A 14648-nucleotide genomic window follows, 5' to 3' on the forward strand; every position below is an offset into this window, starting at 1 on the left:
GCTCAGCCGGGCTTGGGGCAGTATCCGCTGCCCTCGACCTTGTTGTTGTCCGGCCGGCACTCTTTCCACGCGTGCACCGGCATGCCGTCGTCGACCACCACGAACACCGGCGTGCTGCCGTCGAGCAGGCCCGGATCGGGCATCGGAATCTCGAGGATCACATCCTCGGCCTCCGCCGGGTACAGCGATTTCTGCGTCATGCCGGAGCCGAGCAGCATCCCGCCCATGTCCGGATCGCCGGCGTAGAAGCCGACCACCACCCCGGCCGGCACCGCAGCCTGGCCGATGTTGCGGACGCGGGCGACCAGCGCGTAGGGCATCACGTCGCAGCGCGGGAAGATCGACGCGATCACGTCGGGCGCCGAGAACTCGCCCTCCGGCTGGACATTCTGGCGATAGTTGTTGAGCCCCGGCGCGGTCCAGTTCGCGACCTCCTGGGCGGGGACGCTGCCGTCCTCGCGCACGTTCGTCACGTGGTACGTGTGCTGATTCCAGATCCGCCGGGTCCGCACCCACGAGCCCTTTGCGCTGCCGAACACGCGCAGGCCCGACTGCTTGCTGTTGTTGTCCGGGCAGGTGATGCCATAGGCGTTGCTGGCCACGACGATGTCGGCTTGACCGTCGTTGTCCACGTCGGCGACCAGCGGGTACTCCCACAGCGTGCCCGTGGTGTTGCAGGTGCTCGGGATCAGGTTGGTCCCGGTCGAGCCGTCGTACATCCACAGGTGATACTCGTCGCTGTAGACCACCTCGGCCTTGCCGTCGCCGTTGAAATCGAACACCGAGCTGCCGGTCACCGCCGACGAGCAGTCCTTGGTGGTCTTGAACCACAGGTCGATATCGGTGTTCGCCACGTTGGGGTCCATCATCTTCTTGCCGCTGAAGACGACATATCCGACGGCACCCGCGGCGCCGACGTCCGGGGTGCCATCGCCGTCGAAGTCGGCGACGGTCGGCGGGCCGCCGCCATACTCGCTGCCGGCGTTGCAGAAGACCTTGGTCGAGATGCCGTTGTTGATGTCGACGCCCTTGCGCAGCAGCTCGGCGCCACCGGGCTGCTTGGGGTCGTAGCGCAGCAGCGACATGGTGTGCGGGCCGCCCGAGGAGATGACGACGACCTCGGGCTGGCCGTCGAGGTCGAAGTCGCCGACCGCGTGATAGCCGGCGACGATCTGGTTCGGTCCCTGGCGCAGATCCCACAGCAGGGTGCCGTCGGCCTTGTGCGCGCGCTGGCCCGAGATCACGTCGAGCAGGCCGTCGCCGTCGACGTCGCTGAGGCCCATGAGCTTCTGCCCCCAGGTGTGGCCGGGTCGATCTCCTTCTTGACCGCGCCGGTCTTGCCGTCCAGCAGGGTCCAGCCGACCAGCACCTCGGGCTGGCCGTCCTGGTCGACGTCGCCGATCACCGGCGCCTCGTAGCCGCAGTGGACCTTGGTGGTGTCGGGCTGCGTCCACAGCGTCGTGCCGTCGGCCTTGAAGGCGATCACGCCGGTATTCTGGGCCACCGCGTCACAGCAGCTGTTGCCGGCCGGACCGGGGTTCATGCAGCCGACGATCTCCGGGACGCCGTCGGCGTCGAGGTCGGCGGCCGCCAGCCCCGCGCCGGGCTGGGTGACGTTGGGGATGCTGAACTTGTCGACGAAGGCGCCGTCCTTCAGCGAGATGGCGTGCAGGGTGCCCTGCTTGTAGTATCCCCCGGCGGTGAATGTGCTGAAGACGATCTCCGGGATGTCCTTCTCGTTGACCTTGCCGTCGCAGTCGTCGTCGTCGAGCTGACGACGATCGGCGACATCATGATATCGCTGGCGTAGGGCGGCATGACCTTGCCGCCCCACGCGGCCTTGAGCACGATGCCGAAGTCGTCGGCCGGCGGCTTCACCTCGCACTTGGGCAGGCAGACGATCGGCTCGCCCTCGACCGGCTCGACGCCGTCCGGGCACTCGGGCGGGGTCGGCAGGCACTTGCCGGTGCCGAGCGAGACGCCGCCCATGCACATCGGCGGCTTCTCCATCTCGCCGAGGGTGTACTCGCAATAGGCGTCCGGCGGGCAGTCGGTGGCGTCGACGCAGTCCGCGCCCGGCACCACGCACTCCTGGAATGAGCACACCTCGCCCTCGCCGCAGCAGGTATCGGTGCAGGCCTGATTGATCGGACAGCAGACATCGGCGACGCACACGCCCTCGAGGCAGGTGTCGGCGCAAGGCGGGCCCATGTCCGCGATCGGGCCGGTGGACACGCCGTCGGTGGTGCCGCTGGTGGTGACGGTCACGGCCCCGGTCTCGCTGCCGACCGTCGCGCTGGTGGCGGCCTGCGTCTCGCCCTGCGAGCCGCTGCCGGTCGGCGTGTCGCTGGTCGGACCGCCGCCAGTCGGCAGGTCACCGCTGCTGTTCGCGTCGGTGACGCCGGCGCCCGTGCTCGCGCCGGTCGAGCCAGCGCTGCTCGTGCCGCTGTCGCCGCAGCCACAAAGACCTGTCCCAAGAGCCATCCACACGGGCAAGCCCGCGCCCCACCTGATACCTGACCGCATCGGATCACCAGACCACATCGGCCGCCGGAGGGAAAGCGCCGCGATCGTGGGCTCGCGGGCCGCGGGCGGGCCCGCACGGCCGACCCTGCCCTGCCCTGCCCTGCTCTGCCCTGCCCTGCCCTGCTCTGGCCGCTCGCGCTGCGCGGCTCAGGCGCGCACCGGGATGCGGACCCGAAAGGTCGCGCCGCGGCCGGGGCCCTCGCTGCTGGCGTGCGCGCTGCCGCCGTGCATCTGGACCAGGTAACACACGATCGCCAGGCCGAGCCCGAGGCCGCCGTGCACGCGGGTGGTCGAGCTGTCGGCCTGGCGGAAGCGCTCGAACACGTGCGGCAGGAACTCGGGCTCGATGCCGCAGCCGGTGTCACGCACGGACAGCTCGAGCTCGTCGCCGACGCGGTCGAGCCGCAGCACGACCTCGCCGTCCGCCGGCGTGAACTTGATCGCGTTGCCGAGGAGGTTCCACAGCACCTGGCGCAGGCGCGCGGGATCGCCGAGGAGGTGGAAGGGGCCAGGGCCGGCGCTGCAGCCCAGCGCGATCGACCTGGCCTCCGCCGACGGACGTACCGTCTCGATCACCTCGCCGGCCAGCGCGTGCAGGTCGACGGGCTCGGTGTCGATGCGCAGCTCGCCGCGGACGATGCGCGACATGTCGAGGATGTCCTCGATGATGCGACGCAGGGCCCGGGCGTTGCGCTCGATGACCTCGGCGCCGCGGGCCACGGCCTCGGCGTCGGACTGCTTGCCGCCGCGCAGCATCGTGGCCCAGCCGAGGATCGCCGACAGCGGGGTCCGCAGCTCGTGGCTGAGGGTGGCGAGGAACTCGTCCTTGAGCCGGTTGGCGGCCTCGGCCTCGGCGCGGGCCGCCTGCTCGCGCGCCAGCAAGGTCGCGCGCTCGCTGACCGCTCGCCGGGCGTCCTCGATGTCCGTGGCGGTGCCCGACCAGCTGGTGACGCGGCCATCGGCGGCGCGGGCCGGCACGCCGCGGGCGAGGTGCCAGCGGTAGCTGCCGTCGCGGCGACGCAGGCGAAACTCGAGCTCGAAGGCGCGGCCCGCCGCGAGCGCGTCGCTGTAGGCCTCCCGCGCCGGCGCGCGGTCGTCCGGGTGCAGCAGCACGGCCCAATCTTCACGCGCCGCCGCGTCGCCCAGCCCGCCGACGTACTCGGTCCAGCGCGCGTTGAAGAAAGTGACGCGACCGTCAGCCCCGGCCAGCCACGCGATCTGCGGGATGGTGTCGATCAGCGCGAGGAGAGGATCGCGGGGCTCGTCGCGTTCGAACTGCCCGGAATCTGACACCGTGAAGACATCATATCGGACCCGGCGGACCTCGCTACGCGGGGCGGCGTGAGGACGCGGCTTCGCAACCGATCGCACCATGACGGGGATTCCTGCCACTCCTCATGGGCTGTCTCTTGGGACAGCTTTGTCGAGCGCCGCGAGCTCCTCGGCGGCGCGGCGGGTGTCTGGGTGCTCGGGCCCGAGGGTTCGCTCGCGAATTGCCAGGGCTCGCCGCAGGCCCACGCTGGCTGCGCCGCGCTCGCCGGCCTCGGCCTGGACCCCCGCGAGGTTGATCAGCGCGGTGGCCACGCCGGGGTTGTCGGGGCCCAGCGTCGCCTCGGCCAGGAGCAGCGCCTCGCGCAGCTCGGCCCGCGCGGCCGGCAGATCGCCGCGGGCCCGCTGGACCAGGCCGCGAGCGCTGCGCAGGCGCACCTCGAGCGCGCCGCCGCGACCGACCTGGCGCATCGCGTTGCCGGCGAGGTCGCCCCAGCGCAGGCCCTCGTCGAAGCGGTGCAGGCCGTAGCCGACCACGAACAGCAGCTCGGTGCGAGCGCGGGCCAGGGCGGCCCGGTTGTCGCCGCTCTCGGCGAACAGGGCCGCGTCGAACAGGCTGCGCTCGGCCGCCGGGTAGTCGCCCGCGAGCGACTCGAGCGAGCCGAGCAGGACCAGCGCCTCGGCGGTGGTGTGGTCGTGGGCCAGCGCGCGGGCCTGGGCCGCCGCCTCGCGGGCGCGAGGGATGCCGCGGGCCACCTCACCGGCCTTGAGCAGCGCGCCGATCTCGTCGAGCTTGCCGGCCAGCGCCTGCACCTGCACCGCGGTCGCGGGGTCGGCCGGCGGCGTGATCAGCAGCGCCAGCACCGGGCGGGCGCGGCACTCCTCGAGCGGGCGCAGCTTGTACGCCGCCTTGACCGCGTTGCCGATCACGGCCTCGGCGTCGCCGATGAACGCGTCGCCCAGCGCCCGCAGCTCGCCGAGGCTGCGGTCGAGGCAGGCCATCGTCAAATATGGCCCTTCGGACAGGTCACCGCGGGCGCGGCCGTCGGTCACCGCCTCGCCGGCCAGCACCGCCTGGCACGCCGCCGCGTGGCTGCGCTCCCACGCCAGCGCGTAGGCGTCGAGCTGCACCGCCACCTGGGCCCACAGCTCGCCGGCGTCGGCGTGCTCGGTGGCCATAAAGGCGCGCCGCACCGCGGCCCGCCGCTCGCTGCCCCACACCGCCTCGACCCGCGCGGCCCCTCCCGCGCACATGTCCGGAGAGACAGGTTCATCCGCCACCGACCAGCGGCCCCCGAGCGCAGCGCCGACGCCGAGCGCGAGCACCCCGAGGCCGAGCCAGGTCAGCGGCCGCCCGCGACGGACCCGCTCGAGCTCGGCGAGCAGCGCCGGCATGTCGGCGAAGCGGCGCGCCGGCTCGAGACTCAGGCCGCGGAGCAGCGCGCGGCGCAGGCGACCGGGCAGGCGGCGCTGCTCCGGCGGGGCCGCGACGACCCCGGCGAGCACCTGCTCGCGCAGCGCCTGGGCCGTGTTGGCCGGGAAGGGCGGCGCCCCGTGGACCGCCGCATAGAGCGCGACGCAGAAGCTGAACTGGTCCGAGCGGGCGTCGGCGGCCTGCGCCCGCCACTGCTCCGGCGACATGTAGAGGGCCGTGCCGAGCATCGCCCCGGTGGTCGTGATCGGCTGCAGCAGCGCGTCGCTGGTCGGCAGCTGGGTCACGAGCGGCGCCTCGCTGGCCGCGCGCGCGAGCCCGAAGTCGAGGACCCGCACGCGCCCGTCGGCGCCGACCAGCACGTTCTCGGGCTTGAAGTCGCGGTGGACCAGCCCGACCCGATGCGCCGCCGCCAGGCCGCGCCCCGCCTGCAGGTACACCTCGAGCAGCTCCCGCCACGAGCGCGACTGCTGGCGCTGCCACTGCGCCAGCGTCAGGCCCTCGACGAACTCCATCGCCACGAACACCTGCCGACCGACCTCGCCGACCTCGTAGATCTGGACCACGTTGGGGTGCGAGAGCCGGGCCAGCGCCTGCGCCTCGCGCAAGATCCGTCCGCGCGCCTGGCCGTCGGCGTCGTTCCCGTGCAGCAGCTTGATCGCCACCCGTCGACCGAGCGCCGCGTCGTCGGCCGCGTACACCACCCCCATGCCGCCGGCGCCGAGCCGGCCGCGCAGCGCGTAGCGACCGACCCGCACCGGATCGCCGGCGCCGAAGATCCCCGCGCGCACCTCGGCGAACATCCGCTGGAATTCCAGCGGTCGCGCGGCGGGTGTCGGCTCGGCGGTCGGCATCGTCGGACAGGGCCACGAACGTCGTGATGGTTCGCCCCGGTCTGGACACTCCTATCAGCGAGGAACAAACGCAATGTCCACCGCCCCCCGCGAACACTCCGTACTCATCGCCCTGCGCGAACTCGACAGCCTGGAGCAGCAGCGCCGCGACGACGAGGCGGCCCGCGAGCGCGCCCGCCTCGCGGCCGACGCCGCCGCGAAGGCCGAGCTCGCCGCCCGCGCCCAGGCCGAACAGGAGGCCCGGCAGCGGGCCATCGCCGAGGCCGAGGCCCACGCAGCCGCCGAGCGCGAGCGCCGGGCCGAGGCCCTGCGCCGCCACAACGCGGAGGTCGAGGCCCAGCTGCGCGGCGAGCAGGCGGCCCGCCTGCACCGCGTCCAGGCCGAGATCGACGTCCAGCTGCGCCAGCACAGCCGGCGCGAGCTGGCCGGTCAGCGCATCGCCACCGCCGTCCTGCTCGGCGTGCTCGGCCTGGTCGGCGCGCTCGGGGCGATGGTCCTGACCCAGCCCCGCGCCGGCGTGGTCGCGCGGGCAGCCGCCGAGGCCGACGACCTGCAACACATGGCCGCGTTGAAGGAGTACGCCGCCGCGATCCAGGGGATGGAGCAGGACCTCGGCCGGCTCCGCGACGACAACCACCGCCAGGCCGCCGTCCTCGACGCCGCGGCCACGCTGCGCAGCATGATGCAGCAGCAGCAGTCGCACAGCGACACGCCCGAGCCCGCGATCAAGCCGACGCGCCCGCGCCCGAAGACACCGCCCGCCGACACGACCAAGAAGCCGCCCGGCGAGCGCATCAAGATCTGCAAGTCCGACGACCCTTTGGCCGAGGACTGCTGACCGCTCACCCTGGCGCGACGCCGAGGCGCCCGCGCAGCTCGCGGGTCCAGTCGTCGAGGTGATCGATCGTCGACTGGCGCAGCGCCGGCGTCTCCGCGAGGCGCTCGCACGCCGCGATCGTCAGCAGCCTGGCCTTGCGCAGCCGGCCGTACATGCCCGGCTCCGAGATGCCGTGCATCGCCGCCAGCTGGGCCGCCGTGAGCCCCTCGAGGTGGTACAGCTCGAACACGATCTGCAGCTCGAGCGGCAGGCTGCGCAGCGCCTGCAGCAGGATCTGCTCCTCGCGTCGGCGCGTCAGCTGGCTGGTGAACGACGCCTGCAGATCGGCGACGCTGTGCTCGAGCGGGTCGAAGCGCTCGGCCTGCTTGCGCTTGCGGCGAAAGAAGGCGAGCAGCAGGTTGCGGGCCACCCCGAGCACGTAGCCGCGAAAGCCCGCGTCACCGCGGTAGCGATCGCGGCCCTCGCACAGGGCCAGGAAGGTCTGCTGGATCAGGTCCGGCGCGTCGTCGCCGACCTTGTTGTGGAAGAAGCGGCAGACGGCGTCGAAGTGGCGCGCGAGCAGGGCCTCGCCGGGCGCGCGATCGCCGGCGCGCCAGGCCGTCAGCAGCTCGAGGTCGTCGTCCACGCTGACGGCCACGATATCACCGCTCACTCGAAGCGGAGCGCCGTGATCGGGTCGAGGCCCGAGGCCTTGTGCGCCGGATAGAGGCCGAAGCCGACGCCGACGACCGCGCTGAAGCCGAGCGAGATGGCGACGATCTCCGGCTGCACCACGGTGGCCCAGCCGAGCGAGCTGCGCAGGTACTCCGCCGCGCCGACCCCGAGCGCGACCCCGAAGGCGCCGCCGATCGTGGACAGGGTCACCGCCTCGATCACGAACTGGATGCGGATGTCCGAGGGCTTGGCCCCGATCGCCATGCGCAGCCCGATCTCCCGCGTCCGCTCGGTGACGCTGACCAGCATGATGTTCATGATCCCGATCCCGCCGACCAGCAGGCTCACCAGGGCGATCCCGGCCAGCAAGCGGGTCATCGTCTCGGTCCCCTCGGCGCGGGCGCTGGCGGCCTCGGCGAGGTTGTTGACGGTGACATCGCTGTCCTGACCCTCGCGGATCCCGTGGCGCCGGCGCAGCAGCTCGTCGATCGAGCTCTGGGCCAGCTTGGTGTCGGCCGGCGAGTTGGCGCCGACGTAGACCGTGCCCTGCATGTACTTCTTGAGCCCGCCCTGGATCTTGGCGGCGAAGGTGCTGATCGGCATCAGCGCGACGTCGTCGGCGTCCTGGCCCATCGCCGACTGGCCCTTGCGCGCGAGCAGGCCGACCACCTCGAAGGGCACGTTGTTGACGCGAACCACCGCGCCGACCGGGTCCGCGCCGGGCCCGAAGAGACTGTCGGCGACCGTGGCCCCGAGCACGATCACCTTGGTCTTGCCGCTCACGTCCGCCTCGCTGAAGAACGCCCCCGACTTCAGGGTCCAGGCCCGGATCGTGAAGTAGTCCGGCACCGTGCCCTCGGCGCTGGTGGTCCAGTTCTGGCCGTCGCCGAGCAGCTGCACGCTCTGGCGGATGCTCGGCGCGACCCGGGCCACCCCCGGCGCCTCGCTGGCGATCGCGTCGACGTCGTCCCAGGTGATCGTCGGCTGCGAGCCGGCCCCGCCGCGCACGCCGCCCTGCTGCGACGAGCCCGAGCGCACGACCAGCATGTTGGTGCCCATCTTGTCGAACGCGCTCTGCACCTCGGCCTTCGCGCCCTCGCCGATCGCCACCATCGCGATCACCGCGCCGACGCCGATGATGATCCCCAGCACCGTGAGGAACGATCGCATCTTGTTGCGCAGCAGCGCCAGCACGGCGATGCGGAAGGTCGCAAAGATGTTCACGCCGGCACCTCCGCGTAGGCGTCGGCGGCCGCGCGGGCGTCGACCGGGGTCTGCGGACGGTCGTACTGGACCTTGCCGTCGCGCATCAGGATCACCCGATCGGTGAAGCCGGCGATGTCGGGCTCGTGGGTGACCAGCACGATCGTGATGCCCGTGGCCCGCAGGTCCTGGAACAGGGCGATGATCTCGAGGCTCGTCTTGCTGTCGAGGTTGCCGGTCGGCTCGTCGGCGAGGATGAGCTTCGGCTCGGTGACGATCGCCCGGGCGATCGCCACCCGCTGCATCTGACCGCCCGAGAGCTGGTTCGGCGTGTGATCGAGGCGGTCGCCGAGCCCGACCTGCTCGAGCGCCCGGGTGGCCCGGCGCCGGCGCTCGCGGCCGCCGACGCCCGCGTAGATCATCGGCAGCTCGACGTTCTCCAGCGCGCTCGTGCGGGCCAGCAGGTTGAAGCTCTGGAACACGAAGCCGAGCACCTGGTTGCGGATGTCGGCCAGCTCGTCGCGGTCCAGGCGCGACACCTCGCGGCCGACCAGGTGGTAGCTGCCCTTCGTCGGTCGGTCGAGGCAGCCGAGGATGTTCATCAGCGTCGACTTGCCCGAGCCCGAGGTGCCCATCACCGCGACGAACTCGCCGCGCTGCACGGTGAGGGACACCCCGCGCAGCGCGTGCACAGCCTGCGTGCCCATCGTGTAGGTCTTCTCGAGATCGCGGGCGTCGAGGATCGGCGTCTCGTCGGCCACGCTAGAACCCGCCCCTGCGCCCGCCGCCGCCGCCCTTGGCCCCGCCACCCTTGGCCCCGCCGCCCTGGTTCAGGGGCGAGCTGCCGGTCGTCGTCGGGCTGGCCTCACCGCCGCTGGCGCCGGTGATGATCGCGTCGCCCTCCTTGAGCTCGCCGCCGGTGACCTCGGTGAAGCTGCCGTCCGAGATCCCGATCGTGATCGGCAGCGGCGCCGGCTGTCCGTCCTTCAAGATCCACACCGTGCGATCGCTGCTCGGCGCCCGCCCGCCGCTCCCGCGCCGGCCCCTGCCCTCGCCCGCGCCCGCGCTCGCCTCACCGGCCGCGCCCGCCTTCGCCTCGCCCTTCGCCTCGCCGTTCGCCTCGCCCGCCTTCGCCTCGCCCGCCTTCGCCTCGCCCGCCTTCGCCTCGCCCGCCTTCGCCTCGCCCTTCGCCTCCGCCTTCGCCTCGCCCTTCGCCTCCGCCGCCTTCGTCTCGCCCTTCGCCTCGCCCTTCGCCTCCGCGGGCGCCTCGTCGTCGCTCCAGCGCTTGCGACCGCCGCGGCCCTCGCCGCCGCGCCCAGCGGCGCTCGGGGGCGCGAGCGCGGCGATCTTCGGGTCCGGCGGCGTGAAGCGCAGCGCCGCGTTGGGCACCAGCAGCGCGTCGCGGCGGTCCTCGACGATGAAGGTCACGCTCGCCGTCATGCCCGGGCGCAGCTTGAGCTCGTCGTTGTCGACCCGGACCACCGCGTCGTAGGTGACCACGTTCTGCAGGGTCGTCGCCGCGTTGCGGATCTGGAACACGGTGCCGCGGAAGCGGTCGCTCGGGTAGGCGTCGACGGTGAAGGTCACCTTCATCTCCGGGCGCAGCTGGCCGATGTCGGACTCGGCCACGCTCGTGTGCACCTCCATATCCTTGAGGTCCTCGGCGATCGTGAACAGCGTCGGCGCCGACAGCGAGGCCGCGACCGTCTGGCCCACCGACACGTCGCGCGAGATCACGACCCCGTCGATCGGCGACACGATCGTCGTGTAGAGCAGGTTGGTGTCGGCCGTCTCGATCGCCGCCCGGGCCACCGCGACCGAGGCCGAGGCCGCCTCGGCGCTGGCCTTCGCCGAGGTCCACGCGGTGAACGCCGCCTCGAGCTCCTGCTGCGCCGCCACCCCGTCCTTCACCAGCTGCCTGGTGCGCTCGTAGATCAGCTTGGCGTTGTCGCGGTCGGCGTTGGCCTTGGTCAGGCTGGCCCGCGCCGACTGCAGGTTGGCCCGCGAGCGGGCCTTGTCCGACTCGAGCAGGCTCGGGTCGATGCGGGCGATCACGTCGCCCTTCTTCACCTGCGAGTTAAAGTCCGCCAGCAGCTCGACGATGCGACCCGAGACCTGGCTGCCGACCTGCACTGTCTTCAGCGGCGAGAGCGTGCCGCTCGCCGTCACCGTCGAGGTCACCCGGCCGCGGGCCACCGGCTCCGACCTGTACTCGATCTTCGGCACCTCGACCTTCACGTAGCGGTCGTAGATGAACCACCCACCTGCCCCCAGCGCGCCGAGAGTGAGAAGCGTGGAGAAGATGCTGCCCAGTTTCATGACCGGCCCCGGCTTTACCAGCGAAGCCGGGCCCTCACAAGCAGGCCGGGCTCAGGCGGCCCGGTGACGACGCCGCAGCAACCAGCACAGCACCAGCAGGCCAGGCGCTGCGCCGCCGCCGCGGCCCGGGCCCCCATCCGGGCTGCGACAACCGCAGCCCTCGTCCGAGCCGTAGCCGCTCGGCAGCGCGGCCCCGCCCTGCCACCCGCCGCCCGAAGATGTCCCTCCGGACATGTCCCCCGAGCCAGCCTCGCCGGTCGGCGTCGACTCACCCTCGCCGCCAGAGCCGGTGCCAGCACCACTCGCGCCGCCGGTCTCGGCCAGCCCGGTGTCGACCTCGCCCGCGCCCGTGCTGCCCGGCTCGACCCCGCCGCTGCTGCCGCTCTCCGCCCCGGTGGTCGCCGGCGGCGGCGGCGGGTCGGCCTCGACCACCATGATGCGCACCTCGAGCTGGTCATCGGGCGGACCGCCGCCCTTGGGCGCCTGCGAGAACCAGGTCACGCCCTCCTCGACCAGCCCGAAGGTCTGGAAGTACTCGCCCGGCGCCGCGTTGGCCGCGAGGCGAAAGCTGAAGCGACCGACCTCGCCCGCCGGCGTGTCGGCGTCAGGCCCGGTGATCCGGGTCGGCGACAGCCAGCCGACGTCGAACAGCGGCGAAGCCATGTCGCGCGGCGTCGGGGCCAGCTTGGTGTTGGCGGTCCACTTCGCCTTGCCCGTGTTCTTGAGGTCGATCCACGCGTCCAGGGTCTCGCCCATCTTCAGCTCGACCGCGGGGTCGGCCGAGACCGGGAACGACTGCGCCACGTAGGTCGCCTTGAACTGGGCCACCCCGCAGGGCCCGCTCGCCGGCGGGCCGTCGCCCCACCACTCCCAGTGCCAGGGCTCGCCGTTGACCGTGGCCGAGAACCCGTAGTCACCGCCGTGCGCCTTGATCCACGCGTTGACGCCGGTCGCCGAGGTGTTGAGGTCGAGCGCGTGCCCGCTCTGGTGATTGCTGTAGCCCGGCTTGGCCGCCAGGTTGCAATTGTTGCAGTTGCAGTTGATGTAGCAGTTGTAGAGGTAGGTCTGCTCGTCCATCGTGCGAAAGCCGCTGACCACCTTGATGTTCACGCCGTCGGCCGCGGCCGCCTGCGCCATCTGGTAGTACGCGTTGGCCGTCTGCACCTCGACGGGCTTGCCGTCGACCGTGACCACCGTGATCTCGAAGGGATCGCCCTTCACGTAGCCGGTGTCCTTGTGCTCCGCGCAGTCGATCGCCGTCAGCGGGTCGAAGGGCTCCGACGACCAGTACAGCGGGTCCTCCGGCTCGTCCTCGTGCTCCTCGTCGTGCGCCGGCACGATCGCCAGCTCGTGGTCCGCGGCCGCGTCCCTGGGCCCATCCCCAGGCCCATTCCCGGGCCCAGGGTCGCAGGCCAGCAGCAGCGCGGCGGTCACGAATAGACAGGTGCGCATGGGCATCTTCGCTCCTCGTTCGCTTCTACGCCCGGGCCCCGCAGGCCGCAAGAGGGCCAGAGCGTAAGCCGCCCCGCGCTGGTAGCGTTGGGGTCGCCGATGTCCCGCACCGACCGCACCACTCCCACCGCCGCCGTCACCGTGGGCCCCGAGCTTCGCCCCCACACCTCGCACGCTCGAACTCCGGCGTGGGCCGGGCTGCGCTTTGCGATCCTCGCCGGCCTCGTCGGCGTGGCCGCGATCGCCGGCGGCTGCGTGAAGACCGTGCGCACGCCGCTCAAGCAGGCGCTGCCCTCGGTGCTCGGCCCCGAGGCGAGCGCGCAGCTGTGTTACGGCAACCCGACCGTGGTCGACATCGGCGGAGCCGCGGTCGCCGGCACGGTCGCCGACGTCGACGGCGACGGCCGGGCCGACCTCGCCCTCATGGTCAGCGGCGCCGGCGGCCACGCCGTCACCTTCGCCATGAACGACGGCAACGGCGGCCTGCGCCTCACCACCGGCCTCAAGTTCCCGATGAACCCGACCGCGATCGAGGCCGCCGACCTCGACGGCAACGGCCTGCTCGACCTCGCCATCGCCGCCACCCCGGCCGTCGACAGCCGCGACGACGCCGCGATCCACGTCCTGCTCGGCCGCGGTCAGGGTCAGTTCATCGCCGGCGCCGTGGCCACCCACGTGCGCCCGGTCGGCCTGTGGATCGCCGACTTCACCAGCGACGGCGCCAGCGACCTGCTCGTGCTCGCCGACCACGGCGGCGAGGTCGAGCTCCTGGTCGGCGACGGCCGCGGCGAGTTCAAGCAGGGCCCGCGCTCCCGGCTCCGCGGCCCCGTGCGCCCCGAGGCCCTCACCGTCGGCGACTTCGACCTCGACACCCGCCTCGACATCGCCACCCTCATCGACCGCGGCGGCAAGGCCGAGGCCGTCGTCGAGGTCTCCAGCGGCGACGGCAAGGGCGGCTTCAAGCCGGCCGCGCGCCGCGTCGTCGGTCGCCACGGCCGGGCCCTGGTCGCCGCCGACTTCAACGCCGACGGCGCCGCCGACCTCGCCGCCCTCGCCGACAGCGCCAGCGACGGCGCCAGCAGCCCGATCGCCGCCATGCTGCTCGGCGACGCCAAGCTCGGCTTTCGTGCCATCAGCTACTTCGGCCCCGACCTGGTCGGCGACGCCGTCGTCACCGACCTCGACCGCAACGGCGCGCCCGACCTCCTGGTCTCCTCGCAGCGCGGCGACGCCGTGCGCGCGCTGCTCGGCGACGGCGCCGGCGGCTTCGGCCCCGTCATCAACGTCCCCGTCGGCGCCGTCGGTCACCTCGCCCGCGCCAGCGACCTCGACGGCGACGGCCGCCCGGAGCTGATCAGCTTCGGCCCACAGGCCCCCGGCGTCGCAATCTCCCGCCCCCAGCCCTGCCGCAAGTAAACATTCCCATGGCCCCGCTCGACCGACTTCGCTTCGCCGCGCCGCTGGCACTCCTGCTCCTCGCGGCGCTGCCCGCGTGCAGCTCGGTCAGCGAGGGTCCCGCGCCCGATCCCGTGCAGTGTGACGTCAACGACGAGCCGCTCGCGTCGGACGACGACGCCCTCGGCTTCTCACCCGCCGACGTGCTCGCCCGCTTCGGCGGCGTCCAGCAGGTGACCCTCGAGCACTACATGGCCGGGACGACCGACCTCTCGCTCGAGCTCGTCGCGGCCGGGCAGGCCAGGCACATCAGCACCAGCCTCCCCGCGGGAGCAGACCCCAACGACGCGCTCGAGCCCTGCGATCGCAACTACATGCAGCTCCCGGTCGAGCTGCACTTCGTCACCGCCGACGGCGTCTTCGCCGAGCGGATCCCGGCGACCTGGGAGCTCGACGCGCTGCCCGAGTTCGAGTCCGTGATCGCCGACCTCGAGCTCGCGCAGGTCAAGGGCAGCTACACGAGCGACGCCGATAGCCTGTCCTTCAACGTCACCCTCCGCGCCGGCGAGCCGAGCGGCGTCGTCGTCGGCGTCATCGACGTCCCCAATGATCTCGGCACGGAGTTCAACGTCGCCCGCTTCAACACCCCGACCTGGCCTCAGACCGAGTAGCGAGACCCTCCCGCGGCCGAGCCGCGTGTTGCACC

At 72.5% G+C, this 14648-nt stretch carries 12 protein-coding genes; 3 read left to right on the forward strand and 9 right to left on the reverse strand.

The window, feature by feature from the left end; genetic code table 11:
• Nucleotides 1-2: 2 nt before the first annotated feature.
• The 4 genes from IPJ59_RS26570 to IPJ59_RS26585 all read right to left on the reverse strand — a co-directional run bounded on the left by IPJ59_RS26570 (nucleotide 3) and on the right by IPJ59_RS26585 (nucleotide 6081).
• Nucleotides 3-1283 (reverse strand): FG-GAP repeat domain-containing protein, encoded by a 1281-nt coding sequence (locus IPJ59_RS26570; RefSeq protein WP_293273862.1) that lies wholly within the window; start codon nucleotides 1281-1283, stop codon nucleotides 3-5.
• 370 nt (nucleotides 1284-1653) lie between these two features.
• A complete protein-coding gene (locus IPJ59_RS26575) occupies nucleotides 1654-2496 on the reverse strand; it encodes a hypothetical protein (RefSeq protein ID WP_293273863.1) in 843 nt (280 codons plus the stop codon).
• 177 nt (nucleotides 2497-2673) lie between these two features.
• A complete protein-coding gene (locus IPJ59_RS26580; RefSeq protein WP_293251665.1) occupies nucleotides 2674-3819 on the reverse strand; it encodes a sensor histidine kinase in 1146 nt (381 codons plus the stop codon).
• A gap of 102 nt (nucleotides 3820-3921) precedes the next feature.
• A complete protein-coding gene (locus tag IPJ59_RS26585) occupies nucleotides 3922-6081 on the reverse strand; it encodes a serine/threonine-protein kinase (RefSeq protein WP_293273864.1) in 2160 nt (719 codons plus the stop codon).
• A gap of 73 nt (nucleotides 6082-6154) precedes the next feature.
• On the opposite strand from IPJ59_RS26585, the gene IPJ59_RS26590 reads away from it, so the two are divergent.
• Nucleotides 6155-6919, forward strand: coding sequence for a hypothetical protein (locus IPJ59_RS26590; RefSeq protein WP_293273865.1), 765 nt, complete (start codon nucleotides 6155-6157; stop codon nucleotides 6917-6919).
• Between the two features lie 4 nt (nucleotides 6920-6923).
• On the opposite strand, the gene IPJ59_RS26595 is transcribed toward IPJ59_RS26590, so the two are convergent.
• Genes IPJ59_RS26595 through IPJ59_RS26615 form a run of 5 tightly spaced genes read right to left on the reverse strand, consistent with a single transcriptional unit; the run spans nucleotide 6924 to nucleotide 12547 of the window.
• A complete protein-coding gene (locus IPJ59_RS26595) occupies nucleotides 6924-7544 on the reverse strand; it encodes an RNA polymerase sigma factor (RefSeq protein ID WP_293273866.1) in 621 nt (206 codons plus the stop codon).
• Between the two features lie 23 nt (nucleotides 7545-7567).
• Entirely contained in the window at nucleotides 7568-8797 is a 1230-nt protein-coding gene (locus IPJ59_RS26600; protein WP_293273867.1) for an ABC transporter permease, read from the reverse strand.
• Nucleotides 8794-9483 carry an ABC transporter ATP-binding protein gene (locus tag IPJ59_RS26605; RefSeq protein ID WP_366524695.1) on the reverse strand — a complete coding sequence of 230 codons (690 nt, stop codon included), beginning with the start codon at nucleotides 9481-9483 and terminating at the stop codon, nucleotides 8794-8796. The genes IPJ59_RS26600 and IPJ59_RS26605 overlap by 4 nt, the downstream gene beginning before the upstream one ends.
• Nucleotides 9484-9538: 55 nt before the next feature.
• Nucleotides 9539-11095 carry an efflux RND transporter periplasmic adaptor subunit gene (locus IPJ59_RS26610; RefSeq protein WP_293273869.1) on the reverse strand — a complete coding sequence of 519 codons (1557 nt, stop codon included), beginning with the start codon at nucleotides 11093-11095 and terminating at the stop codon, nucleotides 9539-9541.
• A gap of 51 nt (nucleotides 11096-11146) precedes the next feature.
• Complete coding sequence (locus IPJ59_RS26615; RefSeq protein ID WP_293273870.1) at nucleotides 11147-12547, reverse strand: M15 family metallopeptidase; 1401 nt, start codon at nucleotides 12545-12547, stop codon at nucleotides 11147-11149.
• A gap of 99 nt (nucleotides 12548-12646) precedes the next feature.
• Between IPJ59_RS26615 and IPJ59_RS26620 the strand changes: the two genes are divergently transcribed.
• Nucleotides 12647-13963, forward strand: coding sequence for an FG-GAP repeat domain-containing protein (locus tag IPJ59_RS26620; protein ID WP_293273871.1), 1317 nt, complete (start codon nucleotides 12647-12649; stop codon nucleotides 13961-13963).
• A gap of 8 nt (nucleotides 13964-13971) precedes the next feature.
• Nucleotides 13972-14613, forward strand: coding sequence for a hypothetical protein (locus tag IPJ59_RS26625; protein ID WP_293251643.1), 642 nt, complete (start codon nucleotides 13972-13974; stop codon nucleotides 14611-14613).
• Nucleotides 14614-14648: the final 35 nt, after the last annotated feature.

Source organism: Nannocystis sp., assembly GCF_016714285.1.
Classification (GTDB): Bacteria; Myxococcota_A; Polyangia; order Nannocystales; family Nannocystaceae; genus Nannocystis.

What these genes read in the sequence shown, in the direction of transcription:
- IPJ59_RS26570 (WP_293273862.1), bottom strand. Translation starts at nt 1,283, where the DNA reads ATGGGCCTCAGCGACGTCGACGGCGACGGCCTGCTCGACGTGATCTCG.
- IPJ59_RS26585 (WP_293273864.1), bottom strand. Translation starts at nt 6,081, where the DNA reads ATGCCGACCGCCGAGCCGACACCCGCCGCGCGACCGCTGGAATTCCAG.
- IPJ59_RS26590 (WP_293273865.1), top strand. Translation starts at nt 6,155, where the DNA reads ATGTCCACCGCCCCCCGCGAACACTCCGTACTCATCGCCCTGCGCGAA.
- IPJ59_RS26605 (WP_366524695.1), bottom strand. Translation starts at nt 9,483, where the DNA reads ATGGGCACGCAGGCTGTGCACGCGCTGCGCGGGGTGTCCCTCACCGTG.
- IPJ59_RS26610 (WP_293273869.1), bottom strand. Translation starts at nt 11,095, where the DNA reads ATGAAACTGGGCAGCATCTTCTCCACGCTTCTCACTCTCGGCGCGCTG.
- IPJ59_RS26615 (WP_293273870.1), bottom strand. Translation starts at nt 12,547, where the DNA reads ATGCGCACCTGTCTATTCGTGACCGCCGCGCTGCTGCTGGCCTGCGAC.
- IPJ59_RS26620 (WP_293273871.1), top strand. Translation starts at nt 12,647, where the DNA reads ATGTCCCGCACCGACCGCACCACTCCCACCGCCGCCGTCACCGTGGGC.
- IPJ59_RS26625 (WP_293251643.1), top strand. Translation starts at nt 13,972, where the DNA reads ATGGCCCCGCTCGACCGACTTCGCTTCGCCGCGCCGCTGGCACTCCTG.